The sequence below is a fragment of the Methylophilus aquaticus genome (assembly GCF_030769565.1).
In the GTDB taxonomy this organism is placed as follows: Bacteria; Pseudomonadota; Gammaproteobacteria; order Burkholderiales; family Methylophilaceae; genus Methylophilus; species Methylophilus aquaticus.
The window spans coordinates 61,170-87,489 of record NZ_JAVCAP010000031.1 but is presented as its reverse complement, the minus strand read 5'-3'; the positions used below and the strand labels follow the sequence as shown (position 1 = coordinate 87,489).

Sequence of the window (26,320 nt, the reverse complement as noted above, 5' to 3'; positions counted from 1 at the left end):
ATGACATCATTATTGACGCACATCAAACTCCAAGCTCGGGCATTCTTGCATAATGCGCAAAAACATAAGGGAAGCGTCAAACCATGTTCAATGAAATCACGCAAGAAGAAGCGTATAATACAGAGCATCTACAACGACCTGCAAAGACCATCAGCATGCATGCAGAATCAAGTTTTAAAGTTGCTTGCTCAAACTGCAACCTTCGTGAATTGTGCTTGCCCATCGGCTTAAGTACGGATGAAATGAAACAGCTGGATGGTATGGTGGCAACCCGTAAAAAGATCAAGCAAGGCGGCCACTTGTATAGCAGTGGTGATGCTTTCACCACACTGTATGCAATCCGTACCGGCTTTTTCAAAACTTGCGTAGTTTCAGAAGATGGTCGTGAACAAGTGACAGGGTTTCAAATGGCAGGTGAAATTGTCGGCCTTGATGGCATTGTGGCTGACAAACACAACTGCAATGCGATTGCACTGGAAGATGCAGAGGTCTGTGTGATGCCGTTCAATCATGTCGAAGATTTGTCGCGCGAGATTCCTGTATTGCAGCGCCATGTGCACAAAATCATGAGTCGCGAAATTGTGCGTGAAAACGGCGTGATGATGTTGCTGGCGAATATGCGCGCCGAAGAGCGCCTGGCAGCGTTTTTACTCAACCTGTTGCAGCGTTTGCATGCTCGTGGTTACTCCAAATCAGAACTGATTTTACGCATGACACGTGAAGAAATCGGCAGCTATCTCGGCATGAAACTGGAAACCGTCAGCCGGACTTTCTCCAAGTTTAGCGATGAGGGCATTATCGAGGTCAAACAGAAAAATGTACGTATTCTTGACCACGAGAAGCTGAAAACCATTTTTAACTCCAGCACCTGCTAGTCACTGTTCCGCGCCTGATTATGGAACCTGCAACATTATTTGCAGCGTTGTCACACTATGCTGCGCAGCAACAATGGCAATATGTTTACCCCGTATTGTCTCGTCGTGCACAAGGTTTATCATTGGGTATCAACTTGCATCCCAATCATGCCTGCAACTGGCAATGCATCTATTGCCAAGTGCATGGGCTGCATCGTGGTCATTCACCAATCATTAACGTTCCGCAACTCATGGATGAATTACAAGGCTGTTTGCAATGGCTGATCGATTATTTAAGCAGCCAAGGTCTTTTAATCAATGCGGTGGTGAGTGATATTGCATTTGCAGGCGATGGCGAACCAACAACATCGCTACAATTTCCTGAGGCGATAGAAGCCCTCGCTACGCTGCTAGCCGCTTACCCTGCCACACAGAGACCGCAGTCAGTTCGCGTCATTACCAATGGCAGCCAGTTACACCATGGCCATGTACAACATGCTTTGCGCAGCTTGTCCATGCTGCATGGAGAAGTTTGGTTTAAACTGGATGCGGGCACTGATCAGGAAATGCTAGATATTAACCAGACACGACTGCCCGTCGCACTACATTTGCAGAGATTAAAAACATGCTGCCAATACTGCCGAACATGGGTACAAACCGCCATCGTCACACGCAAAACAAATCATGGCCTCGTCACTACGCCATCCCTGCTGCCTTATATTGAGTTACTGGATAAAGTTAAATCAGAAATTGCGGGCGTATTGTTGTATGGCATTGCCAGACCCGGTCAACAGCCTTTAAGCAGCAGCATTGCACCGGTCTCAGTCATGATTTTGGAAGAGTATGCCGAAACACTGCGTAATGCAGGATACCAAGTCAGTGTCTTCGCATAACAAAACAGGCAACCCTCCGGCTGCCTGTAATAGTTAATTCAATGGTTGGATTTTAAGCCAGTTTGGGCGTGGTTTCTGGCCTGTACTGCTGGCGCCATAGCCTCGTTCTGCTCAGCAGCTTCTAACGTCTTATTGATTTCAATACCTTTACGATAATAGTCATCAATTGCTGGGTCAGGATGCGTAATCGCCAAGTATACCGTAATCATGCTGGCAATAATGACCGCCAGCGGACCAGCAATCAGCATCCACACATAAGGATTTTGATACCAGCTTTTTAGTGAGTCTTGCACATGGTGCTCCTAGTTAACGGGAATAATAAAGACGGATTTCTCTTTAAGTGTTTGCTTGCTTTGTAAATCCGTTACTTCAAAATAAATTTTGTGTGATCCAGGTCTGGCGACACCATCTGGCAATTGCATTTCAATGACCACATTACGGGTTTCAAAAGGTTTAACGCCAGAAAACTCACCGTTCATGCCATTGCTGTCAGAGTAATTAAAGGTTAGACCATCTAGACCTGAAACCGTTAGTGCATAATCACGAGCAACTTCAGTATCATTTTCCAGCTTGAGATTAAACACGTTCTCGATCTTACCATCATTGGTAAAACGCCCCATCATACCGCGATCACGCAATATATCCACTCTGAAATCAGGCTTCATGTATAAACTGACCACCATACCCACCATCAGCAAACTCAAAATGGCTGAATAGACTAACACACGTGGACGCACCAGTCGACGCAGCATTTGGCTACGCGTCCAGCCATTTTGCATGGCATTTTGTGTGGAGTACTTGATTAGGCCTTTTTCGTAGCCCATTTTATCCATTACATCATCACAAGCATCGATACAGGCGCCGCAACCGATACACTCGTATTGCAAGCCTTTGCGAATATCAATCCCGGTCGGACATACTTGCACACAAATACTGCAATCAATACAACTACCCAGACCAGTTTCTTTTTCTGCCAGTTTTTTCGAGCGTGCGCCACGTGGCTCACCGCGTGCTTCATCATAAGTCACGATGAGCGTGTCATCATCGAACATAGCACTTTGAAAGCGCGCGTAAGGACACATGTACTTGCAAACCTGCTCACGCATAAAACCAGCGTTACCATAGGTTGCAAAGCCGTAAAAAGCCACCCAGAAGGTTTCCCAACCACTAAGCTGTAACAGCTGCATATTAAAAAGCAAATCGCGTATTGGCGAAAAATAGCCAACGAATGTAATACCAGTCCACAATGCAAACAATAGCCACGCTATATGCTTCATGGTTTTACGCGAGAGTTTTTTGGCAGTCCAGCCGCCCTCATCCAATCGCATACGGGCCAAACGATCGCCCTCTATTTTGGTCTCCATCCACATAAAAATTTCGGTATAAACCGTCTGAGGACATGTAAACCCACACCACAAGCGACCAGCAACGGCAGTAAACAAAAACAGTGCCAGCGCAGAAACGATCAACAAAAAGGACAAATAAATCAAATCTTGTGGATGGAATATCAGACCAAACACATAGAAACGCTTTGTTTCTAAATCAAACAACATGGCCTGACGACCATCCCATTGCAACCATGGCACACCGTAAAAAAATAGCTGTGTCACCCAGACCATCAGCCATCGCCACTTGTCAAATAACCCAGACACGCTGCGTGCATAGATCTTGTCTGCAGATTTATAAAGTGAAAAAACCACCTCCTCAACAGGAATGGTGGTTTCTTTCACGGCGTCCTTTTTTAATGCGCTCATGATGGGTTTCTCTTTTAATTAAAAGAACATTACTTGTTTGACAGGCCCCACACGTAGGCCGTTAACAAGTGAATTTGCTCTGGAGAGAATTTCTCTTTCCAGGCAGGCATGACATTGTTTTTACCTTCATGGATACGCTTGATAATCGCCGCTTCGCCCTGGCCATGCAGCCAGATATTGTCTGACAGGTTAGGTGCACCAATGGCCTGGTTACCTTTACCTTCAGCACCGTGGCAAGCAGCACAGACCACAAATTTGTCCTTACCGGCATTGGCACGACCAGAGTCATGAATGCTGCCAGACAGGCTCAATACGTAGTTGGCTACATTTTTAACATCTTCTTCAGTGCCAAGCGCAGCAGCCATTGGCGGCATGATGCCATTACGACCGTTGTTGATGGTTTCGGTAATTTTTTCCGGTACACCACCGTACAGCCAGTCGTTATCGGTCAAGTTAGGAAAGCCGCGGCTCCCTTTGGCATCTGAACCATGACAAGCCGCACAGTTGTTCAGGAAAATACGCTTGCCGATATCACGTGCTTCGGGCACTTTGGCAAGTTCTTCTACCGGAATTGCTGCGTACTTGGCATACAAAGGTGCAATCTTGTCGTTGTTCTTTGCAACTTCAGCTTCGTACTGCTTGACCTCAGACCAGCCAAACTTACCATTGTAAGTACCCAGACCCGGGAACAAGTACAGGTAAACCAGGCCGAAAATCACGGTAATCACAAACAAACCTACCCACCACATTGGCAGCGGATTGTTCATTTCTTTAATGCCATCCCATTCATGGCCATTGGTATTATCACTGTATAGTGTCACTTTGACGCGGCTTGCAAAAATCAGCAAGCCTACGCAAAAGGCAATCCCGCCCAAGGTAATGGTCGAAATCCAGATCGGCCAAAATCCGTTTACAAAATCATTCATGATGTTTTCCTTAACCTTTCCACACAGCGATTAGTCTTGATCGAACGGCAGATTCTGCGCGTCTTTAAACTGTGAGGAGTTGCGATTGCGCCATGCCCATATTGCAATTGCCACAAACGCGACAAAGCTGATGACAGTAAACAAAATTCGTAATGTATTCACTTCCATGGCGCGTCTCCTGTTATTTCAAGTGTGTACCCAATATTTGCAGATAAGCCACCAAGGCGTCTTGTTCGGTTTTACCCTTCACTTCTTCGCCGGCAGTTTTGATCTGCTCATCAGTGTATGGCACGCCTACTTTACGTAAAGCCGCCATGTGGTCACCGATCGTTTTATCGTCTACCAGATTCTCTTCAAGCCATGGATAAGCAGGCATGATAGATTCAGGCACGACATCACGCGGGTTGTGCAAGTGCACACGTTGCCAGTCATCACTGTATTTGCCACCTACACGATGTAGGTCTGGGCCTGTACGTTTACTTCCCCATTGAAATGGATGGTCGTACACATACTCGCCAGCCACCGAGTAATGACCATAACGCATGGTTTCGGCATGGAACGGACGAATCATCTGTGAGTGGCAGTTATAGCAGCCTTCCCGCAAGTAAATGTCTCGTCCGGCCAATTCCAACGCAGTGTATGGCATCAAACCTTTGATCGGTTCGGTCATGGACTTTTGGAAAAACAAGGGCACGATTTCAACCAGGCCACCAAATGAGATGGTGATAAAAATCAGCACAATCATCAAAAAGTTATTGGTTTCGATTTTCTCGTGCAAATTGCCACTATTGTGATGTTGATTTGCCATAGCTACTTCCTTAAGCGTGCGCAACAACAGCGGGAACATCAACCGTTACCGGTTTGCCACTGGTTGCAGTTTTGATAGTGTTCCACAACATGATGATCAGACCAGTCATGTACAGGAAACCGCCCAATGCACGTGTGAAGTAGTACGGGAACTTGGCTTTCACACTTTCAACAAATGTGTAGGCAAGCGTACCGTCAGCATTCATAGCGCGCCACATTAACCCCTCCATCACACCGGAGATCCACAAGGCAGCGATGTATAACACCACGCCAATAGTCGCCATCCAGAAGTGCACTTCAATCGCTTTCACGCTGTACATTTGTTTTTGACCAAACAAGCGTGGAATCAGGAAGTACAGAGAACCGATAGACACAAAACCCACCCAGCCCAAGGCACCAGAGTGCACGTGGCCAACTGTCCAGTCAGTGTAGTGAGATAAAGCGTTCACAGTCTTGATTGCCATCATTGGGCCTTCAAAGGTACTCATACCATAGAAAGACAGTGAAACAATCAGGAAGCGCAAGATAGGATCTGTACGCAGTTTGTGCCATGCACCGGACAAGGTCATGATACCGTTGATCATACCGCCCCAGCTTGGTGCAAACAGAATCAAAGACAACACCATACCCAGAGATTGGGTCCAGTCAGGCAATGCAGTGTAATGCAGGTGGTGAGGACCCGCCCACATGTAGGTGAAAATCAACGCCCAGAAGTGCACGATAGACAAACTGTATGAATACACAGGACGCTCGGCTTGTTTAGGCACAAAGTAGTACATCATGCCCAGAAAACCTGCAGTCAGGAAGAAACCTACCGCATTGTGGCCATACCACCACTGCACCATTGCATCTTGTACGCCTGCATAAGCAGAATATGACTTCATCCAGCCTGCTGGAATGGCTGCACTTTCAACAATATGCAACAAAGCTACAGCCAGAATAAACGCACCGTAAAACCAGTTAGCCACATAAATATGCTTAACCTTACGGATACCGATGGTTCCGAAAAAGTTAATGGCATAAGCAATCCAGACCAACGCGATCAAGATATCAATTGGCCATTCCAGTTCACCATACTCTTTACCTTGGGTGTAACCCAAGGGCAAGGAAATGGCGGCCGCCACAATCACCGCCTGCCAGCCCCAGAAAGTAAAGGCCGAAAGCTTATCGCTAAACAAACGGGTTTGGCAGGTACGCTGTACAACATAGTATGAAGTAGCAAATAAAGCACAGCCACCAAATGCAAAAATCACTGCATTGGTATGCAGTGGACGTAAACGACCAAAAGATGTAAATGGCAAGCCCAGGTTGAGTTCTGGCCACACCAGCTGAGACGCGATAATCACGCCCATCAGTGTTCCCACTACTCCCCAAACGACTGCCATGATAGAAAACTGCCGGACCACCGTATCATTGTAGGTCGCAGCCTTCACGGTTGCATTTTGCATGGATTTCTCCCAAAGATTAAAACAAACACCCAACTACTCGAAATAACACTCATTTTTTATGATACGCACCCACTATCGCACAGCCAGAGCTGCGACAATTTGACACACATCAATCCTGCTCAAGAATTCGGGAGCCCTCTTCTTCCAAATCCTCAAACTGTCCTGTTTGAATCGCCCACCACAGGCCACCCAGAATGACAAACACCAGCATCACGGCCAGCGGTATTAACAAAAACGCAATTTCCATCAGGCGACCTTTGCCCTTTCTGCCAACACGCCTTTTTGCCACTTGGTAAGGCGCAATGCATTTAGCAACACCAATAGCGAACTGGCCGCCATGCCTAAGCCGGCAAGCCAGGCAGGAAGAAGTCCCATAATCGCCAAAGGCACCCCGGCAGCGTTATACAACGCTGCCCATAACAAATTTTGTTTTACGATGAGGATGGTTTTTTTGCAGTGAGAAATGAGCGACACCAACACACCGATATCATTACCCATAACCACCATATCGGCCTGTGCCTGCGTGAGTGGAACGCCGGTGCCCATTGCAATAGAAGTATGCGCTGCGGCAATGACAGGGCCGTCATTCAAACCATCACCTACCATTAAAACTTTTCGCCCCTGTTGTTGCAACGCCTTGACGTTTTGCAGCTTATTTTCTGCTTTTTGTAAACCTAGTGCGACCTGGATTCCCAGTTTCGCTGCCAGATTTTTCACGGCGGCTATTCTATCACCAGATAAGAGCTGAATCTCATAGCCTTGCGAAATTAATTGTGAAATGGCCGCTTTTGCTTGCGGCTTGGTTTGCTCAGACAAACCAAATCTTGCCAACACAGTGTGACCGGCTACCAAGTATACCAAGCGCTGCACACCGGCATCAGCCTCCGTATGCACCTCGCAAAATGATGCATTGCCCAATTTTAACGCAATAGACTGCTGATCCTGTGTGACTAATGTTGCAGAAATACCGCCACCCACAATTTCTTGCCAATCCTGCATCGGCAAATGCTCAGCAGCGTTCTCTTTTTTAGCAAATGTATACAAAGCCTTAGCAACAGGATGCAATGAATCTCTACTAATGGTAGCCGTCAAATTCAGCAACAAAGTGCTGTTCCAATCCGGATGGCTATCCAGCAACACCACCTGCTGCAAATTTTCTGTCAGCGTGCCGGTTTTATCAAAGACGATAGTATCAATTTCACTGAGCGCCTGAATGGCCTGTAAACGACGGATAAGTACACCACCTTTGGCAAAGGTTCCAGCACTGGCCAACATGGCCGCAGGTGTGGCGAGCGATAATGCACAAGGACAAGTGACCACCAGCACGGCAACTGCCGACATTACCGCTTTAACCGGATCGGTGGTCCACCAAAAAATAACCGCAAACAAGGCCGCCAGCAACACGCCCCACAAAAACGGCTGGGCTACTTTGTCAGCCAGCAATGCAATACCAGGTTTTTCGGTAGAGGCTGAAGCCATTAAATTGACAAGTGCATGATATTGGGTGCCTTCGCCGACTTGCTGCACCTGCATTTCTACTACTGAAGTCAAATTACCTGAACCGGCAATCACTTGCGCACCTGTAGACTTTAACACCGGCTCTGATTCGCCAGTCAGCATGGACTCATCGACGCTTGTGTTACCTGCAATCAGCTTTCCGTCGGCGGCAAAGACTTCACCCGGCCGGACATACAATACATCACCAACATCGATATTACTCGCGGCAATCTGCACCCATTCACCGGCTTCATTTTTCTTAAGCACAGCATGTGGTAAGCGACGCATCATGTTTTCCAACGCACCGGCAGTCCGGTTGCGTAACTTCACATCGAGCCAGCGGCCACACAGCAAAAAACTGACAAACATAGTGAGCGAGTCATAATAAGTAACATCCCCCCACCAGCCGCCAGGTGCAAAGGTCGCCAGCGTACTTATCACAAAGGCCACTATAATGCCAAGCGCAACAGGCACATCCATGCCCAGCTGACGCTGACGCAGACTCAGCCAGGCTTGCGAGAGAAAAGGTGTAGAAGAAAACAGCATCACCGGCAAAGTCAGCAGCCATGATGCCCATTTCAGCAACTGAATCATATCCGGGGTAATGTCGTTGCTGTCGGACACATAGGTCGGGTAGGCATACATCATGACCTGCATCATGCAGAACACTGCAACCACCAACCGCCATAGCATTTTCCGCTGATCGCGTGTTCTATCAGTCACCGCATGGTATTCGTTGACTGGCAATGCCGGATAGCCAATGGCGTTCAGATTGGCAAACCATTGGGAAGGATGTACGACGTTTGCATCCCAAATCACTTTGACGCGCTTGGAAGCAGCACTGGCATGCACACCAAGCACGCCATGCATTTGTTTAACCGACTGTTCAATGCGACCGCTGCATGCAGCGCAATGCATATTGTCCACCCAAACATGAGAGGTCCATATATCCGGCTCCTGCGTGTGGCGCTGACTAAAACGCTCCCACTCAGACTGGACATCCAAGCCCTGCCAAGGATTTGTGTTACCCGCTGTAAGCGAATCTGTCATTTGGACAATGCCTGATAGACAATATATAAATTTATATTATATGATTGTATATAATATAAATCAATGGGTTAGAGAAGTTTTAGCAAGTAATATTGCAACATACACCGCCCATAAACACATTGATATGGGACAAACTAGAGACAATACGCAGTCAGCTTTGTTCATAACCAATGTGTTTAGGGCGTCTCTAATAATTCAAATTGCTAAGCTAGCCTTGACGCGATTTAAAAATTTAGACGCCGCACATAGTTAATATGTAAGGAGAATTTTTTTATGAGCAACACAGTATCGCGACGGCATATGCATTATTAGAGATGCCTTTTACAAAAAACCACCCCTCAAAGTGATCGTTTATTTCACGCGCATTCCCGCCTGCGCTCCACTGTCAGGCGCAAGAATATAAGGCCCTCCACGTTCGTCGCTGGCCGCAAGCACCATGCCCTCACTCATCCCAAACTTCATTTTGCGCGGGGCAAGGTTAGCCACCATCACGGTCAGACGCCCGACTAGCGTCGCCGGATCATAAGCTGACTTAATTCCGGCAAACACTTGACGCGGCTTTTCTTCGCCAATATCCAGCATCAATTTAAGCAACTTTTCTGCGCCTTCCACATGCTCGGCACTGACAATATTGGCAATGCGCAAATCAATTTTGGTAAAGTCGTCAATCGAAATGTACTCAGCTTGATCATGCGCAATTTCGTCCGCAGACGATAAAGGTTTGGTCTCTGTCGCAGCTGGTTTGGCTTCCGGCTGCAAGCTCTCCTTATTGGCTTCGACCATGGCTTCGATGTGCTTGCCCTCTATGCGGGTAATCATATGATTGTAGGCCTGTATCTGTTGCGCACCCAGACCCGTCGCCACATCCGCCCATTGCAGCGGCGAAACATTGAGAAACGTTTCTACAGCTTGCGCAATATTCGGCAATACTGGCTTCAGAAAAATGGTCAGCAGACGGAACATCTCCAGCGCATTGCTGCAAATCGCATGCAGCTCGGCTGTTTTGCTGTCATCCTTGGCCAGCACCCATGGCGCTGTGTCTGCGACATAAGCATTGGCAGCATCAGTCAATTTCATAATTTCGCGTAACGCGCGTGCGAAATCACGGGCGGCATAGGCTTCAGCAATCGCAGGTGCCGCCGCACGCATGTCATCAATGACACTATGGCTTGGCAACGTCAACCGGTTATCAAACTTTTTGGCGACAAAACCGGCAGTACGGCTGGCGATATTGATATATTTACCCACCAGGTCGCTATTCACCCGCGCCACAAAGTCCTCAAGATTGAGGTCGATGTCTTCCATGCTGCCATTCAACTTGGCGGCATAGTAATAACGCAAATACTCAGGATTCTGCACATGATCAAGATAACTGCGTGCCGTAATAAACGTACCACGCGACTTGGACATTTTTTCACCGTTGACGGTCAAGAAACCATGGGCAAATACCTGCGTGGGCGTGCGATGCCCGCTGTATTCGAGCGTGGCTGGCCAGAACAAGGCATGAAAATACAGAATATCCTTGCCGATAAAGTGGTACAACTCGGTTGAAGAATCCTTTTTCCAATACTCATCAAAATCAATACCGGCTTTGCTGCACAGATTTTTAAAGCTGGCCATATAGCCTATCGGCGCATCCAGCCACACGTAAAAGTACTTGCCGGGTGCATCGGGGATTTCAAAGCCAAAATACGGCGCATCGCGTGAAATATCCCAGTCTGAAAGTTTGTTTTCTCCCGCCTCACCTACCCACTCGCTCATTTTGTTGGCAGCTTCGGCTTGCAAGGTGCCAGATCTGGTCCAGTCACGCAAAAAGTCTGCGCACTCGCTCAGTTTAAAAAAGTAATGTTCAGTTTCCTTGCGCACGGGTGTCGCACCGGACACCGCTGAAAACGGATTAATCAGATCAGTGGGGCTGTAGGTCGCACCACAGACTTCACAGTTATCGCCATACTGGTCTTTGGCATGGCACTTCGGACATTCACCCTTGATAAAGCGATCCGGCAAAAACATGGTTTTCACCGGATCAAAATATTGCTCTATGGTTTTAGTGGCAATTTTGCCATTGGCTTTAAGGGCTTTGTAAATGCCCGAGGCAAGCGCACGATTTTCTTCGGAGTTGGTGGAATAGTAGTTATCAAATTGCACCAGAAAATCAGCAAAATCCTGGCTATGTTCGGCATGCACTTTTTCAATCAACGCTTCTGGTGTAATGCCCTCTTTTTCCGCACGCAGCATAATCGGCGTGCCATGCGTATCGTCTGCGCACACATAATGCACAGTATGCCCCTGCATTTTTTGAAAGCGCACCCAGATATCAGTTTGAATATATTCAACCAGATGCCCCAAATGAATACTGCCATTGGCATAAGGGAGTGCAGAAGTGACCAGAATTTTGCGTGTCATGACACCGTAACCAAAAACTAAAAGCGTCTATTTTAGCAAACCAGCAGCGGTTTCAGCGTGTTGGCGTGCCATTGCGCAAGGTTTATTTAAAAAAATGGGGCTTGCCCTGCGCTGAAATAGCATCCGGCACTGGCTAATATCAACCAAGACGGCTGATTGCAACCACTCTGAGCGCAGCGTCAGCAATCAGCGTTTTTATCGTAACTAAATAATCATCATCCACTTAAGACTTTTGTACACACTAAAAAAACAGGCTATTTTTGACGAAATTACCAGCACCCTTTCATTCCATAGAACGCATAAATATATTTTAATCAATCACTTATATGGACCCTCGCTTTCGCTAGGATGACAAAACGTTGCATTTTTAGGAATGCGTTCATTTCGTGCAAAAGTCTAAACTTAATATAAAAACACCATGTATTCACCAAAACGGTACGATCTTTGCCTAATCCAGCCATGGCAATCCACTTTTGATCGATGATGATGTTCTGGCATGGCATTAACCTACATTGGGCATACAGCACCTTACTGCCCAGCATTAAGCGCAAAACGCTGTGCTCGCATGCAGCCAAAGACATTTTGCACGATGGCTTCCTGCGCTTTGCGCTGACCACCAGCCCGAATCGGGACGCCGAACCGCATGCTTACCTGCGCACCATCGTCCAAAACCTGATTCTGGAGCAATACCGCAAAGACAGCTACTTTCACGAATATCAGCAGCAGGCAGACCTGGAAGAACCCGCCGCTGTTTCTGCCGAACACCTGGCGGATATCCGCCAACGCCTGGAACTCGTCACGCAGATTATTCAGGATTTACCCACGCGCTGCCGACAAGTGTTTGTCATGTATCGGATTGAAGGCCATGCCCAGCAAGACATCGCCAGCCAACTCAATATCAGCGTCAACATGGTTGAACGCCACTTAATCCGCGCCCTGCTCGACATTCGCGCCGCCAGAGAACAATTTTTAAAATAATGCCTGCGCCCAACAAAATCAGTGAAACCGCTGCCCGCTGGTTTATCCGCATGCAGGAAGCCCCCGTCGATGCGCCGGAACGCAGCCAGTTTGAAGCCTGGCTGATGCAAAGCCCGCTACACCAGCAGGAATACCTGAGCATCAGTGAAGCCTGGCGTGGGTTGGACTCACTGGACGAACTGCAAACCCTGGCAACAGCTAGAAAAGCAGATCGCTTCTTCAAACAAAGCGAGCGCAAAAAGGCCCGCCAAAAGCTGGCTGGGACTGTGGCCAGCGTGGTCGCTGCGATATGCATCGGCTGGGCAAGCTACCATCAATATCAAGCATGGCAAGCCACCCCAACCATGCAGTTGGTTGCACATACCAGCACTGCCCAACTCACCACGCAAACCCTGGACGATGGCAGCCGTGTTACGCTCAACGCCAACTCGCGCATTGAGATCAAGTATTACCGCAATCAGCGCCACATCGACCTGCTGCAAGGCGAAGCCGTGTTTGAAGTGCAACCAGACCGCAGCCGCCCCTTCGTGGTAGAAACCCAGCGACTTAAAGTCACCGTGCTGGGCACCCGGTTTGCCGTCAACAAGCTCAAACAACTTGAGCGTGTCAGCGTCGATCACGGCAAAGTGCAAGTGCTCAACAAGCAAGGCCAGCAAGCGCTGATTCTGCAAAATAACCAGGTAGCAGAAATCAACCAGCATGGTTTACAAACCCGCCCGCAAGTGAACGCCCAAGACTACTTCCGCTTTATGACCGGCACACTGGTATTTAACCAAGCCTCACTCTCAGAAATCGCCGAAACGGTCTCTCGCTACCAACAAAAACCCATCACCAACGATGATCGCTCAGAGGAGAAAATCAGCGCAGTGGTCGCCATTAAAGATAGCAACAGCTTTATCGCCACCTTGCCACGCATCGCCAATGTCCGCGTCCACCGCAGCCCAGAAGGCATTCAACTGGAAACCTACACTCAAGCAAAATAAGCTTGGCTCGTATCATTACATTTTTTTGCAATCGACATATCAGGGTTTTGACGCCCCGTGCATTAAGGCAATAACAAGCCAAAAAATAACGGGGAAGTCAGATGCACACACCAAAAAAACTGATTCTGAGCGCAGCCATCGCTGCCTGCTTTAGTAGCCAGCCAGTCTGGATCAATCCTTTATGGGCAGCAGAACTTAATACCAATTTGCCACAACCCGAAGAAGAAATACTTTTTACACGCACAATATCAATAGATCTGCCTAGTCAGCCGCTAGCAACTTCGTTAAAAGCCATCAGCGCAAAACTTGGTATCAACATCACATTCAATGACGCTTTAGTCAATGTTAAAAAAGCACCGGCCATCAGCGGCACCATGCTGACAAAAGAGCTGTTTAAAAAATTACTCGCGAACAACAATCTTGAAGCCAAGCTCAACCAATCAACCCTTTATATTCAACCCGCAACAAAAACATCCAAAGAGCTAAAAGACGAAAAAACCAGTCTTGATTTAGACAAGGTTGAGGTCCGCGCCAAGAAGTTTTATGAGGTAGGCCCCATGCCTGGTCTTGCGCTCACAAAAGAAGAAATTCCTGGCAATGTGCAATCCCTTACAGCCAAAGACATTAAAGAGGCGCACACGCTCACAATCACTGATTTGATGAACCAGAAGCTTCAATCAGTCACAGTCAATGATTACCAAAGCAATCCATTCCAGATGGATTTGCAATATCGCGGTTTTACCGCTTCCCCGCAACTTGGTACAGCACAAGGTATTTCAGTATTTCTTGACGGTATTCGTGTTAACGAACCCTTTGGTGATGTGGTGAACTGGGACATGATTCCCATGAACGCGTTAGCCAGTCTGGATATGTTCCCTGGTTCTAATCCTGTGTTTGGCTTGGGTACTTTAGGCGGGGCCTTAGCCATGCGTACCAAGAGTGGTTTTGATGGAAAAACGCTGGATGCCGAAGTGCTCACAGGTTCATTTGGCCGTAAACAGCTGCAAATATCCGCTGGTAACAATAATGGTGTGATCGCAGGTTTCTTATCTGGCAATTTTTTCCTTGAGGATGGTTGGCGAGACAACTCTCCAAGCAAGGTCAACCAGATATTTGGTAAGGCCGAGTGGCAAAATGAGCGCGCCAGACTTAGTCTTTCTGGCTTGTATGCTGGAAATAAATTGACGGGTAACGGTTTGCTTCCGCAGCAAATGGTCGATCAAAACCCGAAGCAAGTTTATACGTCTCCTGATGAGAGCAGAAACAACCTGTTTCAATTCCAGCTATCAGGTATATGGGATGTGACAGATACCTTCAACATCACGGCACAGGTCTATAACCGAAATAGCAAGCGCAAATCACATATGTCAGATGTGAATGAGAACTTTGGGGGGACCAGTGCAAGGCCAAATGCCGCTACCATTAATGATCCTTCTCGCCAATTGTTAAATGGTTTGCCTGACATTAACCGCGACGGACTGCCCGACTATAACAACTATGCTATGAATGTGGCTGCGGATGCGAATGGCAACCCTTTAACAACAAGTGGTGCAATTTGTACGGATCCTCTTGATCCTTGTGTGAACGATCTCGCTTATGGAACAAACTTCAATACGCAAGCGAATGCAAATCAGGTACAGGTTGCAGCAGGCGATGGTTCAGGAAATCTTGTTTGGAATTGGACTTACGATCCTAGACGAAACTTGGATGATATATCTCAGCCATCAAATGTACCTGGTGCATTTAATGCAGCAGTCACCAATCAGTATGTGCAGATAGTTCGTAACGCATTTGAAAATTATGGACTTATTGTGGCTAGTGCCAATGGTGCAGCTGTCAGCAGCAGTACTCTTCATCCCGGAACGGGGAGTAGCGAATATAGCTATGACATTATTTCTTCAGCACCAAATATTGGAGCATTGGGCGGATACACAGACGATGCTGGCTTCTTTCATGATTATTGGGAGCTAGTGGTTCCGATTAATAGTGCGAATATCACTAATCAAGTTGGTGCCGTAGGCGGATTGTCCTATATCTCTACCATGGGACCATTAGCCCAAGATGCCAACGGAAATTTTTATTATCGCGATGGCAAATATGCTAGTGGCCCTTACGCAAATACCGGTTATATAGAAGGTACACCAACCGCTATCTTTACTGATACTCAAGTTGACCAATTGGGAAAGGGGGCCTCATTACAATTTAACTGGAACCTCGATAAACATAAGTTCATGATCGGTAGCTCAGTTGATAAAGCGGATACAACCTATGAAAGTAAGCAATATCTCGGCATGCTTGATGCACAACGCAATGCCTATGTGGCACCTGAGCTTTTAGGTTGGGAGTATTACGCAAATAGCCCTGATCGGGGATATGGCTTAAACGACTTTAAAGGGAGTGGTCTGACCAAGAGTCTATATTTCAGCGAGACTTGGTCTCCTACCAAAACACTTAATATTACTACTTCTGCTCGCTATAACCGCACTTACGTTAACAACCAGCTTTCTGTTGCAAGGCTCTCATCATTTACGGATGTAAATACCATCCTTAACTATCTTAATGCGATGGTACTTTGCACGGACAACAACAGTGATGGCACGATAGACCCAAATACTGAGTGCCCTACTGGTATAGCAGATCAAATCGTGCCATTTGATCCAAGCACATTCCCGGTAGATGCCAATGGTCAGAATATTGCGACTCTCCGTCCGCCAGAAAAAGAGAAGTTCAAGTATCGCTCATTTAATCCATCCCTCGGTATTACGTGGCAAGCACGTGAAGACTTGAATCTGTACGCCAATTTGGGTCGTGGAGCTAGAACACCAACCGTGATTGAGTTGGGTTGCGCTTATGATCCGACGCCTCTATCAGACGGCCGTCCTCGTTCATTGGCTGAGCAGCGTGTATGCAATCTTCCAGGAGCCTTATCAGGGGACCCTTATCTGAAGCAAGTCAGGTCTACTAGCTATGAGCTTGGTGCTCGAGGTCAATTGACAGATGGTATTGAGTGGAATGCTGCCTTATATCAAACTGATTTAACAGACGATATTTATTTCGTTGCGGTGAATGCCACCAGTAGTTATTTTCAGAATGTTGGAGATACACGTCGGCGCGGCCTTGAAATGGGGCTGAAAGGGAAATGGGGCAAGGCTAGCTGGGGGGTGAACTATGCGCTCACAGACGCTACTTTTCAGTCCAAACTCAAGCTTGCTAGCCCTAGTAATAGTAGTGCCGGGAACGTCTACGATATTGTGACCCAAACGGGTGAGGGTAACTATCAACAAATTACAGTTAATCCTGGTGACCGTATGCCAGGCGTTGCGTTGCATAACCTAAATGCAAATGTCAGCTATGACATCACCAACGCCTGGCGGGTAGGTTTAAATGTAGTTGCACATTCCGATGCATTTATTCGAGGCAATGAAAACAATAAACATCGAGCTGGCCCAGCTTCACCGATTACGGGGCCATTTTGTGACAATGGTAATACAGTCTGTACGATCCAGCGTGCTGACTTTGGTGAAGGTAAAACAGATGGCTATGCCGTGGTTAATTTCAACACTACCTACAAAATCAGCCCTGAGTGGACATTCGGCCTACGCATTAACAACTTGTTTGATAAAGAATATGCCAGCGCGGGGCGCCTTGGTTTAAACGCATTCTCTCCGTCTATTAGAGGCGTTATTGGTGAAAGCGGCTTCAACTATAACAGCGCCGATTGGCAAGGAACCAGCTTTCTAGGAACCGGTGCACCGCGGTCGGCTTTCGTGACGTTGAGTTATGAGTTTCAACCTAAAAAGCTGGAGGGGTTGGTTGAATAAAAGCGCTTTTCATTTGTAGAAGCCTTGATCAAACAACACTTCTGCAAATGAAATTATCAAATGATTAACGCTCTAGCCTTTCGGAATCAACACCGCACTCATAGTGTGAAGCACACCATTATCAGCATTGATTTCATCCCCACCGTCATGCTGTTTAGCTTTACACCATTGGTAACCAAGTCACGAATATCATCGGGGTTATTGACCAGCCGATTATTATTAAGCTATCGTCCTTTCGCTAGCGCCATAACGTGCAAAACCCGAAGATGCCTTTGCTATTTTCACTACTGTTTGGCGGCTACGCATGCATCTTCAAACATCACTCTCAATATGGAAATTGGTTGTTTTCAACCAGGCACAAGTTGAAATAAACCAGTTTTACAAGCCGCCAATTTTCAACATCTATTAAAAATCAATTACTTAGAATCATTCCATTAAACGGCATAGATATTGCATTAGGTTTATATTTATCTAAGCAAGCTGGTTGAGCTCTATGCGCTTTTTTACTCAAGCCAATACTGATTTTTACTGGAGCAACCTTAACCTTAAGTGGGTGTATACGGAATTGTTCAGCAGCATTTATCGGCAGACGAGAAATGTGCATGTGGCAAACGATGTGTTGCATGATGCGATTGTCAAGTTTGCGGTCAAAAACAGTCTCAAGCAGATTCATAAGCCGCATGCGTATTTGCGCGGTATCGTCAAAAATACAATCATTGACCATTACCGAGAGGCTGCCTATTTTATTGATATCAGCCAGACGAGTGACCAGGAAATTCAGTCACCTGAGCAGGAGTTGAGCTACCAGCACTCTCCCGAAAAAATTGCAGATATCAAGCAACGCATGCAGGCGTTGCAAAATATCATTGACTGCCTACCTCCCAAATGTCGCCAGGTATTTTGGCTGCACCGGATTGAGGGGATGGCGCAAACCGACATTGCCACTGATCTCAAGATCAGCCTCAACATGGTAGAAAAACATATGATACGCGCGCTGGTAGATATTGCGCTGGCAAAACGCCACTTGCTTGGCGAATAAGTATGATCAAGTCCAAAAACAGTGTGCTTGAACAAGCCTCCAAATGGTTTTTGCGCATGAAGGATGCCGCACCAGACCATGTTGACCGTAGCAAGTTTGAAGCTTGGCTTATGTCTTCTGCAGTCAACCGGGAGGCTTACCAAACCATTGCAGATACCTGGGAGGACTTTGACTCTTCTGAGCACATCAAGCAGCTTTCGCAGGCGATGTCGATGAAAAAACTGGATGACGATATCCGCAAACGGCACAAAACAACGCAACTGGCTAAATTAGGTGCCCTAGTGATGCTATCTATTTCGGGGATATTCGGCTTTAACACCTGGCAAAACTGGCATGACAAACCATTGGAAACGATTGCGCAAGCCAGTGCACCAGGACAAATGGTGACACATTACCTGTCTGACGGCAGCAAACTCGTACTGGATGCACAAAGCCAGACCCAGGTGCTCTATTATCGTGACAAGCGCTACGTCAAATTACTGCAAGGCCAGGCCGTGTTTGAGGTGGTGAAAGACGCTGATCGACCTTTTGTGGTAGAAAGTGCTCACGCCAGAATCACGGTAAAAGGCACCCGCTTCCTGGTGAATATGATCAATCACAAAACTGTGGTGGCTGTTGATCATGGCAAAGTGCTGGTGGAGTCACTCGCCAGCGGGCAGCCTGGCAGCGTGTTGCTGACCAACGACCAGGTTGCAGAGGTAAAAGCCCACTCTGCGCCGTTGCCACTGCAAAAATCAGCCAAAGATGCGTTTGCCTTTCTGCAAGGTCGGCTCATCTTTGATGGTGCGGCCATCGCAGAGGTGACCGAAACGCTCTCCCGCTATCGCCAACCGCCCGTGGTTAACCAATCCACCACCCGCACGCCAATCTCGGCGGTGGTCGATGTAAAATCCCTCAACAAGTTTGTGAAAGCACTGCCGTCTGTCGCCCCGGTCAAACTTGAGGAGTCCGACACGCAGACCGCTGTGGTCGATCGTTAAAAATAATAAAAATTTACTTTTTGCACGTCAGGGAGTTTGCGTTCTGCCCGTCAATCCAGTTGTAAGACGACTTTTGGTGACGGGGACGCATATGTTCAAAACAAAAAAATTAAAGCAATTCAGCAAACAATCTGCGCTAGTGGTATGCGCGGTGTACCACATGCAAGCGGTAGGTGCAGAGCCGCTCAAAATGGGGATTCCAGCCAATATCAATATCCCCTCGCAACCACTGGGCAACGCGCTCAAACAATTTGCCACCCAAACCGGCAAAAACATCCTCTACGATAAAACCCTGGTCAACGGCAAAGTCTCCCCCCCTGTGCAAGGCAACTATGCAGAGATGGAAGCGCTGAAACGCGTACTTGAAAATTCTGGCCTTGAAGCCTACGAAGAAGAAAATACCATCGTCATCCGCACTGCCCGCCCGGTTGTACAAAAGAAAGCGGAAAACATTGAACTGGATAAAGTCGAAGTGCGCGCAAAGCGGTTTTATGAAGTAGGGCCATTACCAGGTTTGGGTTTAACGAGGGAGGAAATTCCTGGCAACGTGCAAAGCATTTCTGCTAAAGAAATCAAAGAGGCACATTCGTTAAGTATCACGGATCTCATGAACCGTAAGCTGCAGTCAGTAACGGTGAATGATTACCAGGGCAACCCGTTTCAGATGGATGTGCAATACCGCGGTTTTACTGCTGGTCCACAGATAGGTACGCCGCAGGGCTTGAGCGTTTTCTTGGATGGTATTCGTATAAATGAGCCATTTGGTGATGTAGTGAATTGGGACATGATTCCCATGAATGCCTTGGCTGGTGTTGATGTATTTCCGGGTTCAAATCCAATCTTTGGGTTAAATACATTGGGTGGCGCATTCTCTATGAAAACTAAAGATGGTTTTAATAATGCTGGATTGGATGCTGATATTCTCACCGGCTCTTTTGGAAGGAAGCAACTGCAAGCTGAGGGTGGATGGAATAATGGCACTGTTGGATTATTTGCGGCAGGAAATTTCTTTTTAGAAGATGGTTGGCGGGAAAACTCACCAAGCAGAGTGAATCAATTATTTACGAAAGCTAGTTACAGAGGGGATAAATTAGACCTGAATTTAAGCACTCTGCTAGTGCAAACTGATTTGACTGGTAATGGAATGCTGCCATCACAAATGTATTCTCAAGATCGCAATAGTGTATATACCTCACCAGATACTACCAAGAATCAACTGGCTCAATTTCAATTGTCTGGAAGCTATTTCGTGAATGACAGTTTCACTGTCACCGGTCAGGTATATCGCAGGAATAGTAAGCGTCATCAGGTTGGGTCTGATGTTTTTACCGACTGGAATGATAATGCGGTTTACGCACGGAGATTGCCAGCAACGGGAGAGCAATATGCGTGTTTATTTGCCAGTTCGCCAGACAATAAATACGGAATTCCTGATTACTATTTGATTCCGATTAATGAAACAGCTGGAGAAAATCTTTATATACCTGGATCAGTTGCAGGTGATTTTTTTAACGAATATAACAGTAATAACTTCCAAGTTACCTCGTTTAACCAGTACAAGAATGTAGATCTGGATGAGGACTATGCAAAATTACTTAAGCAAACTTTTGATTACTGGAGAAATGAGCGTGAGAGTCTTGTTTATAACAGGGACAATCCTGCGCCTGTAACGGAAGGGCCTCAAATCCTGGATGCCTTTGGAAACTCTGTGGCATCTTACATGTCAGGGGGGTCCACTTTTCCTAATGGTAATGCTTATAACGTAAATGGCCCCGATGATAATGTACTGAATCCCGATAGCATCAATGACTTGTACTATTACAAAACTGATGACGTTACGGGTGATTTGATTAAATATCAATTGGTTTTGACCGCGCCAGTGAATGCCATCAATTGTAATGCGACACGTGCATTAGATGGGGTTCAGGGGAAGCCTTATAGTATTGTTGATAGTGATGGAAATGCGGTATTCGTTGATGGTGCAACTGGGGGCTATAAAGCGGATGGAACAGGGTTCCCAGGAGTGGTTGAAGGTACACCAACAGCAATCATTAATGATAATAAAATCAATCAAATAGTAAATGGTGCCTCACTCCAATTAAATTGGAATCTTGAGCATCACAAGGTCATGGTTGGTATGTCCATTGATGCAGCGGACGCCACTTATAAAAATACTAGTCAATTAGGTTTTTTAACTGCTGACCGTGAAGCGTATCTAGACCCGAGTCAAGCGCACCCACAGTTTATCGGTGCACAGCTTCCAATTTCTAATAATAACTTTAGCGGAACCAATATTACAAAAAGCATTTACTTTAGTGAGACCTGGACACCAATAGACACACTTCATATCAATACATCTGCAAGATACAACCAAACCATCGCCAAGAACAAAATTGCAGCTAGGTATGGACGCGGTGCTTATATGATTGGTGATCTGATCGGTTTGCCTGACGCATATAACATTTGTACTGATGTAGACGGTGATGGGGATGTGGATGCTGATGATTGTTCAACAGTTCCAGCAAATTTTAGAACTCCGAGAATTTTTAATACTTTAAATAAAGCTGAGACTGAAAAGTTCAGTTATTACTCCTTAAACCCCTCTTTGGGAGTCAGCTGGCAGGCAAAAGAAACGCTGAATTTATATGCCAACTTTGCACAAGGCACTAGGACTCCAAGCGTAGTGGAGCTGGGATGTGCGTTCGATGATACGTTGGTCGCTAGTAATGGTGGAGGATTAGGGCCAAAAAGCATTGTTGAAAATCGTCAATGTACGTTGCCTACAACCTTATCTGGAGACCCTTTTCTACCTCAAATAAAAGCAACTACTTATGACATTGGCTTACGTGGAAAGCTCGCTGAAAATATGCAGTGGAATCTTGGTGCTTATCAAACCGACTTAAAGGATGATATTTATTTTGTGTCAGTTGGCAATGGTGCAGGTTTTTTTGACAGTATTGGAAATACTCGACGCAGGGGGATTGAAGCGGGTGTATCTGGTAGAAAAGATAAATGGGGAATGAGTGTCAATTATTCACTCACAGATGCGACATTTGAAAACAACTTTTTGATGATTAGTAATGACAATAGTAGTTCCTATTTCCTAAATGGTTACGGCAATGTTATTCAGGTAGAAAAGGGAGATCGAATACCTGGTGTCTCCTTACACAATATGAACGCAAATCTTAGTTATGATTTTACTGATGCATGGACTGTAGGTCTATCTGCAGTGCTGCATTCTGATAGTTATGTGCGAGGCAACGAAAATAATGGGCACCGGGTGGGTGTGGTACAAGATCGTGGATTGGGGGCCGTTGGTAATGCACAGCGACGCCCGACTAGTAACCCGGGCACTGTGCCAGGTTATGCAGTTTTCAATTTTAGAACGAGCTACCGGTTAAGCAAAGAGTGGACAGCGAATCTATTAATTAACAATATTTTTGATAGAGAGTATTTCACAGCAGGTCGATTGGGCCGTAATCCTTTCTCACCAAGTATTAATGGTGCGATTGGACCTGATGGTTATAACCACAACTCAGACGATTGGCTAAGTACAAACTTTATTGCTCCGGGAGCGCCACGAGGAGTCTGGTTTAGTTTGAACTGGCACTTTGTCCCTGATTAGCAACATGCCTCGCACTGAATCGCCCCGGTTTTCGAGGAGGCAAGAACATACGGGGTCAGATACCGTCTTGAATTGCAAGCCCCTTGAGTGGAATTTCTGCATCAAAAGGTTTGCCTGACTTAATTACTCCGTAAATCAAATGCACCAATTTTCGCATCACCGCGCCGATCACCGCTTTAGGTGCCAGCCCGTTTGACCGCATTCTCTCACCAAAGACCTGTAACGCAGGATTATGTCGTAAAGCTACCATCCCTTGCATGTATAGTGCAAAGCATACGGGGTCTTGCTATGTAGCATAAACTCTTAACATTGGTTATACTTTTTTCCATGTCCCGTCCCGTCCGCATAGCCTTTCCAGGTGCCTTATATCACGTCACTGCGCGTGGTGATCGGCGTGAGGATATTGTTGAAGATGATGAGGATAGGCGCGTATTTTTGCAAACCTTGGAGAAGGTGATTAGACAGTTTAACTGGCTGTGTTATGCATGGTGTTTGATGGATAACCACTATCATTTGTTGATTCAAACGCCAGATGGAAACCTTTCAAAGGGAATGCGGCAATTGAACGGTGTTTACACCCAGGCCAGCAATCGACGCCATCGCCGTGTTGGGCATCTTTTTCAGGGTCGTTTTAAAGCTATTTTAGTGGATAGTGATGCCTATTTGCTGGAGTTATCGCGGTATGTGGTGCTCAATCCGGTGCGGGCGGGTATGGTTGAAACGCCTGCTGAGTGGGCATGGAGCAGTTATAGTGCAACTGTTGGCTTGACAGCCCCGACTGCATGGTTGGCGCTGGATGATTTGTTAGCAACATTTGCTGAACAGCGCAGCCTCGCTCAATCGCGTTATGCGCAATTTGTTGCAGAAGGCATGCAAGCTGACTCACCGTGGCAGCAGATCAAAGGGCAGGTTTTTTTGGGCGATGAAGCTTTTGTGCAGCGCATGCAAGAATGTTTAACGGCAGAACATCGCGACGACGTGCAGATCCTTTTTGTGCAACGCCGCCCACTCCCACCATCATTGCGTCAAATTCAAAATGAAACACCTGATAGAAATGCGGCGATCAGGCGTGCTTATGCGACAGGTGCGTATTCATACCAGGACATCGCAGATTACTTTGAAATCCATTTCACTACTGTGGGGAGGGTGGTGAGGCAGGCTATGTAAGTTGCAAGAATGCTATATAGCTAGACCTCACCCTAGAATACAGATGATTGGTTAAGTACCAACTTTGTGGCTCCGGGTACACCGCGTAGAGTCTGGTTTAGCTTGAACTGGCACTTTGTGCCAGACTAGTTTTTAAAACAAAAACTTAATGACTTAAAAACAAGCAGAAATAGTTTCTGCACCCTACAATAAGTTAGAAAAAGCCTTATTAAAACAAGGCCTTTTCAAATTAGGTAACAGCTACAAAGATGTACACTAGTTTTTCGGAGTCAGCACCGCACTCATGGTATGAATCACACCATTATCCGCATTGATTTCATTCCCTACCACCGCCACGTTGTTCACTTTTACACCATCGGTTACCGAGAGCTGCAAATCGGCGCCTTCAAGTGATTTGACTTTTCCTGCGCTCACGTCAGCCTGAGTGATTTTAGCGGGGTATATATGGTAAGAAAGTACCTTTTTGAGTTCAGCGCTATTGCCCATTAAAGCGTTGAGTTTGGCTTTGGGTAACTTGGCAAAAGCAGCATCATCCGGGGCAAATACGGTGATGGGGCCGCTGCCGTTTAAGGTGCTCTCCAGCCCTGCTGTTTTGACCGCTTTTAAAAAGGTTTTAAAGCTGCCATCTTGCTGGGCGGTTTGCAGCAAAGTGTCTGCATGGACGGCACCAGAAAAACTAATGGCTAAAAAAGTAAGTGTGAGGATTTTTTTCATGGTGTTTCTCCTGATAGATGTTAAACACTGGTTCCATTCGGGGTATCGCTGAAACCGATGTGCCTACCTTATCAACAGCACCTTACGCTGAACTTACCAAGCCTGGCCTGAAGCTTACAGCCAACTTACCAAAGAAATAATGCTGTGCCGGCTTGACTCAGGCGGGCATACTTTCACAAAACCGTCATGCAGGCTTGGCATGATGACCTCACCTTCTTGACGGAGCCAGTTTGATGACGGTGTTGATTGTGACGGATACGTTTCAGCAAACCAACGGGGTTTCAACCACTTATAAAAATTTGCGACGGGTGGCAAAGTCACGCAATATCCGTTTTCGCGTATTGCATCCCAGCCTTTACCGCTGGATTCCACTGCCTTTTTATCCCGAAATACAACTCACTATCCAGCCCTGGCGGCTCTGGCGCACATTGCAACGCATACAGCCCGAGCAATTGCATATTGCCACCGAGGGCTTGATGGGGCTGGTGGCACGATGCTGGTGTAACTCACGCCGTATTCCCTACTCCACCTCTTATCACACCCGCTTTCCTGAGTATCTTGAACTGATGTGGCGGATTCCGGCTGCGTGGACGTATGCTTATTTGCGCTGGTTCCATCGCGGGGCGATGGCGACGTTTGTCAGCACCGAAAGTATGCGCCAAACCTTGCAGACACGCGGCTTTGGCAACCTTGTGATTTGGTCGCGTGGTGTTTCAGCACAATTGATGAGCTTGCCGCGACAACAGCCGCCGGGGCAAAAACTGCGGGTATTGAACGTTGGCCGCGTCAGCCGCGAGAAAAATCTGGATGCCCTCTGTATGTATCAGGATGATTTTGAGATCACCATTGCGGGGGATGGGCCATATTTAAAAGCATTAAAACAGAAATACCCACGCGTGAATTTTGTTGGTTACCAATACCGGGAGGCATTGGCAGGGCTTTATGCAGCGCATGATGTGTTTGCTTTTCCTTCGCGGACTGATACTTTTGGGATTGTGATGATTGAGGCCATGTGTAATGGTCTGCCGGTGGCGGCTTTTGATGTGACTGGCCCCAGAGATGTGGTCGAGCGTGGCTTTTCCGGAGTGTTGCACCATGACCTCAAGCAGGCGATTTTAAAGTGCCGTGGCCTGGACAGGCAGGCGATTCGGCTGCAAGCACGCAGCCAGTGGAGTTGGGCGCACTGCTTTGAGACTTTTTTACAATACTATCCATCAAACCTTTTGCCATCAAAGCTTTCACCTTCTAAATTTTTGCCAAATCCAGCCGATGTCTCAGGAAAAACAGGTGCGGGAACATTTTGTCAGCAGGCAGAGAGCACATGACGAAGCCTGGCTGATGCGGTAGAATACCTGATTCATTTAGTCAGGCATTCTCA

Annotated in this window: 21 protein-coding genes; 10 read left to right on the top strand and 11 right to left on the bottom strand. The window is 46.8% G+C overall.

Features of this window, described 5'->3' with window-relative positions; genetic code table 11:
• Positions 1-83 precede the first annotated feature (83 nt).
• Together fnr and Q9291_RS12585 are read left to right on the top strand one after the other, a co-directional pair.
• Positions 84-875: a fumarate/nitrate reduction transcriptional regulator Fnr gene (gene fnr, locus Q9291_RS12590; RefSeq protein WP_306390434.1), complete on the top strand. Its 792-nt coding sequence runs from the start codon at positions 84-86 to the stop codon at positions 873-875.
• A 20-nt stretch (positions 876-895) separates the two neighbouring features.
• Positions 896-1,747, top strand: coding sequence for a radical SAM protein (locus Q9291_RS12585; RefSeq protein ID WP_306390433.1), 852 nt, complete (start codon positions 896-898; stop codon positions 1,745-1,747).
• A gap of 38 nt (positions 1,748-1,785) precedes the next feature.
• Here Q9291_RS12585 and Q9291_RS12580 read toward each other — a convergent pair whose 3' ends face one another.
• The 9 genes from Q9291_RS12580 to metG form a co-directional block, all read right to left on the bottom strand.
• Positions 1,786-2,040 carry a FixH family protein gene (locus Q9291_RS12580; protein WP_306390432.1) on the bottom strand — a complete coding sequence of 85 codons (255 nt, stop codon included), beginning with the start codon at positions 2,038-2,040 and terminating at the stop codon, positions 1,786-1,788.
• A gap of 9 nt (positions 2,041-2,049) precedes the next feature.
• Entirely contained in the window at positions 2,050-3,501 is a 1,452-nt protein-coding gene (gene ccoG, locus Q9291_RS12575; protein WP_306390431.1) for a cytochrome c oxidase accessory protein CcoG, read from the bottom strand.
• 29 nt (positions 3,502-3,530) lie between these two features.
• A complete protein-coding gene (ccoP, locus tag Q9291_RS12570; RefSeq protein ID WP_306390430.1) occupies positions 3,531-4,427 on the bottom strand; it encodes a cytochrome-c oxidase, cbb3-type subunit III in 897 nt (298 codons plus the stop codon).
• A gap of 30 nt (positions 4,428-4,457) precedes the next feature.
• Positions 4,458-4,595 carry a cbb3-type cytochrome oxidase subunit 3 gene (locus Q9291_RS12565; RefSeq protein WP_306390429.1) on the bottom strand — a complete coding sequence of 46 codons (138 nt, stop codon included), beginning with the start codon at positions 4,593-4,595 and terminating at the stop codon, positions 4,458-4,460.
• Positions 4,596-4,608: 13 nt separating this feature from the next.
• Complete coding sequence (gene ccoO, locus Q9291_RS12560) at positions 4,609-5,235, bottom strand: cytochrome-c oxidase, cbb3-type subunit II (protein WP_306390428.1); 627 nt, start codon at positions 5,233-5,235, stop codon at positions 4,609-4,611.
• 10 nt (positions 5,236-5,245) lie between these two features.
• Positions 5,246-6,682: a cytochrome-c oxidase, cbb3-type subunit I gene (ccoN, locus tag Q9291_RS12555; protein ID WP_306390426.1), complete on the bottom strand. Its 1,437-nt coding sequence runs from the start codon at positions 6,680-6,682 to the stop codon at positions 5,246-5,248.
• Between the two features lie 109 nt (positions 6,683-6,791).
• The gene (gene ccoS, locus Q9291_RS12550; RefSeq protein WP_306390425.1) at positions 6,792-6,929 is read right to left on the bottom strand and encodes a cbb3-type cytochrome oxidase assembly protein CcoS; all 138 of its coding nucleotides are present in this window, start codon (positions 6,927-6,929) and stop codon (positions 6,792-6,794) included.
• Positions 6,929-9,229, bottom strand: a complete 2,301-nt coding sequence (locus tag Q9291_RS12545; RefSeq protein WP_306390423.1) for a heavy metal translocating P-type ATPase — start codon at positions 9,227-9,229, stop codon at positions 6,929-6,931. The genes ccoS and Q9291_RS12545 overlap by 1 nt, the downstream gene beginning before the upstream one ends.
• Before the next feature lie 351 nt (positions 9,230-9,580).
• Positions 9,581-11,635 (bottom strand): methionine--tRNA ligase, encoded by a 2,055-nt coding sequence (metG, locus tag Q9291_RS12540; RefSeq protein ID WP_306390422.1) that lies wholly within the window; start codon positions 11,633-11,635, stop codon positions 9,581-9,583.
• A 486-nt stretch (positions 11,636-12,121) separates the two neighbouring features.
• On the opposite strand from metG, the gene Q9291_RS12535 reads away from it, so the two are divergent.
• The 6 genes from Q9291_RS12535 to Q9291_RS12510 all read left to right on the top strand — a co-directional run bounded on the left by Q9291_RS12535 (position 12,122) and on the right by Q9291_RS12510 (position 23,061).
• Positions 12,122-12,613, top strand: a complete 492-nt coding sequence (locus Q9291_RS12535; RefSeq protein WP_306390477.1) for an RNA polymerase sigma factor — start codon at positions 12,122-12,124, stop codon at positions 12,611-12,613.
• Positions 12,613-13,596 carry a FecR family protein gene (locus Q9291_RS12530; RefSeq protein WP_306390421.1) on the top strand — a complete coding sequence of 328 codons (984 nt, stop codon included), beginning with the start codon at positions 12,613-12,615 and terminating at the stop codon, positions 13,594-13,596. The genes Q9291_RS12535 and Q9291_RS12530 overlap by 1 nt, the downstream gene beginning before the upstream one ends.
• A gap of 101 nt (positions 13,597-13,697) precedes the next feature.
• Positions 13,698-17,417: a TonB-dependent receptor gene (locus tag Q9291_RS12525; RefSeq protein ID WP_306390419.1), complete on the top strand. Its 3,720-nt coding sequence runs from the start codon at positions 13,698-13,700 to the stop codon at positions 17,415-17,417.
• A gap of 493 nt (positions 17,418-17,910) precedes the next feature.
• Positions 17,911-18,456, top strand: coding sequence for an RNA polymerase sigma factor (locus Q9291_RS12520; protein ID WP_306390418.1), 546 nt, complete (start codon positions 17,911-17,913; stop codon positions 18,454-18,456).
• A gap of 2 nt (positions 18,457-18,458) precedes the next feature.
• Positions 18,459-19,436 carry a FecR family protein gene (locus tag Q9291_RS12515; RefSeq protein ID WP_306390417.1) on the top strand — a complete coding sequence of 326 codons (978 nt, stop codon included), beginning with the start codon at positions 18,459-18,461 and terminating at the stop codon, positions 19,434-19,436.
• 91 nt (positions 19,437-19,527) lie between these two features.
• Positions 19,528-23,061: a TonB-dependent receptor gene (locus Q9291_RS12510; RefSeq protein WP_370530760.1), complete on the top strand. Its 3,534-nt coding sequence runs from the start codon at positions 19,528-19,530 to the stop codon at positions 23,059-23,061.
• Positions 23,062-23,116: 55 nt separating this feature from the next.
• On the opposite strand, the gene Q9291_RS12505 is transcribed toward Q9291_RS12510, so the two are convergent.
• A complete protein-coding gene (locus Q9291_RS12505) occupies positions 23,117-23,320 on the bottom strand; it encodes a hypothetical protein (RefSeq protein WP_306390416.1) in 204 nt (67 codons plus the stop codon).
• A 68-nt stretch (positions 23,321-23,388) separates the two neighbouring features.
• On the opposite strand from Q9291_RS12505, the gene Q9291_RS12500 reads away from it, so the two are divergent.
• Positions 23,389-24,228, top strand: a complete 840-nt coding sequence (locus Q9291_RS12500; protein ID WP_306390414.1) for an REP-associated tyrosine transposase — start codon at positions 23,389-23,391, stop codon at positions 24,226-24,228.
• A gap of 255 nt (positions 24,229-24,483) precedes the next feature.
• On the opposite strand, the gene Q9291_RS12495 is transcribed toward Q9291_RS12500, so the two are convergent.
• Positions 24,484-24,942 carry a fasciclin domain-containing protein gene (locus tag Q9291_RS12495; RefSeq protein ID WP_306390412.1) on the bottom strand — a complete coding sequence of 153 codons (459 nt, stop codon included), beginning with the start codon at positions 24,940-24,942 and terminating at the stop codon, positions 24,484-24,486.
• A 233-nt stretch (positions 24,943-25,175) separates the two neighbouring features.
• On the opposite strand from Q9291_RS12495, the gene Q9291_RS12490 reads away from it, so the two are divergent.
• Positions 25,176-26,267 (top strand): glycosyltransferase family 4 protein, encoded by a 1,092-nt coding sequence (locus Q9291_RS12490; protein ID WP_306390411.1) that lies wholly within the window; start codon positions 25,176-25,178, stop codon positions 26,265-26,267.
• Positions 26,268-26,320: the final 53 nt, after the last annotated feature.

Coding starts and splice junctions, on each gene's coding strand:
- fnr (WP_306390434.1), top strand. CDS start 84: ATGTTCAATGAAATCACGCAAGAAGAAGCGTATAATACAGAGCATCTA.
- Q9291_RS12585 (WP_306390433.1), top strand. CDS start 896: ATGGAACCTGCAACATTATTTGCAGCGTTGTCACACTATGCTGCGCAG.
- ccoG (WP_306390431.1), bottom strand. CDS start 3,501: ATGAGCGCATTAAAAAAGGACGCCGTGAAAGAAACCACCATTCCTGTT.
- ccoP (WP_306390430.1), bottom strand. CDS start 4,427: ATGAATGATTTTGTAAACGGATTTTGGCCGATCTGGATTTCGACCATT.
- Q9291_RS12565 (WP_306390429.1), bottom strand. CDS start 4,595: ATGGAAGTGAATACATTACGAATTTTGTTTACTGTCATCAGCTTTGTC.
- ccoO (WP_306390428.1), bottom strand. CDS start 5,235: ATGGCAAATCAACATCACAATAGTGGCAATTTGCACGAGAAAATCGAA.
- ccoN (WP_306390426.1), bottom strand. CDS start 6,682: ATGCAAAATGCAACCGTGAAGGCTGCGACCTACAATGATACGGTGGTC.
- ccoS (WP_306390425.1), bottom strand. CDS start 6,929: ATGGAAATTGCGTTTTTGTTAATACCGCTGGCCGTGATGCTGGTGTTT.
- Q9291_RS12545 (WP_306390423.1), bottom strand. CDS start 9,229: ATGACAGATTCGCTTACAGCGGGTAACACAAATCCTTGGCAGGGCTTG.
- metG (WP_306390422.1), bottom strand. CDS start 11,635: ATGACACGCAAAATTCTGGTCACTTCTGCACTCCCTTATGCCAATGGC.
- Q9291_RS12535 (WP_306390477.1), top strand. CDS start 12,122: ATGTTCTGGCATGGCATTAACCTACATTGGGCATACAGCACCTTACTG.
- Q9291_RS12530 (WP_306390421.1), top strand. CDS start 12,613: ATGCCTGCGCCCAACAAAATCAGTGAAACCGCTGCCCGCTGGTTTATC.
- Q9291_RS12525 (WP_306390419.1), top strand. CDS start 13,698: ATGCACACACCAAAAAAACTGATTCTGAGCGCAGCCATCGCTGCCTGC.
- Q9291_RS12520 (WP_306390418.1), top strand. CDS start 17,911: ATGCGCTTTTTTACTCAAGCCAATACTGATTTTTACTGGAGCAACCTT.
- Q9291_RS12515 (WP_306390417.1), top strand. CDS start 18,459: ATGATCAAGTCCAAAAACAGTGTGCTTGAACAAGCCTCCAAATGGTTT.
- Q9291_RS12510 (WP_370530760.1), top strand. CDS start 19,528: ATGTTCAAAACAAAAAAATTAAAGCAATTCAGCAAACAATCTGCGCTA.
- Q9291_RS12505 (WP_306390416.1), bottom strand. CDS start 23,320: ATGCAAGGGATGGTAGCTTTACGACATAATCCTGCGTTACAGGTCTTT.
- Q9291_RS12500 (WP_306390414.1), top strand. CDS start 23,389: ATGTCCCGTCCCGTCCGCATAGCCTTTCCAGGTGCCTTATATCACGTC.
- Q9291_RS12495 (WP_306390412.1), bottom strand. CDS start 24,942: ATGAAAAAAATCCTCACACTTACTTTTTTAGCCATTAGTTTTTCTGGT.
- Q9291_RS12490 (WP_306390411.1), top strand. CDS start 25,176: ATGACGGTGTTGATTGTGACGGATACGTTTCAGCAAACCAACGGGGTT.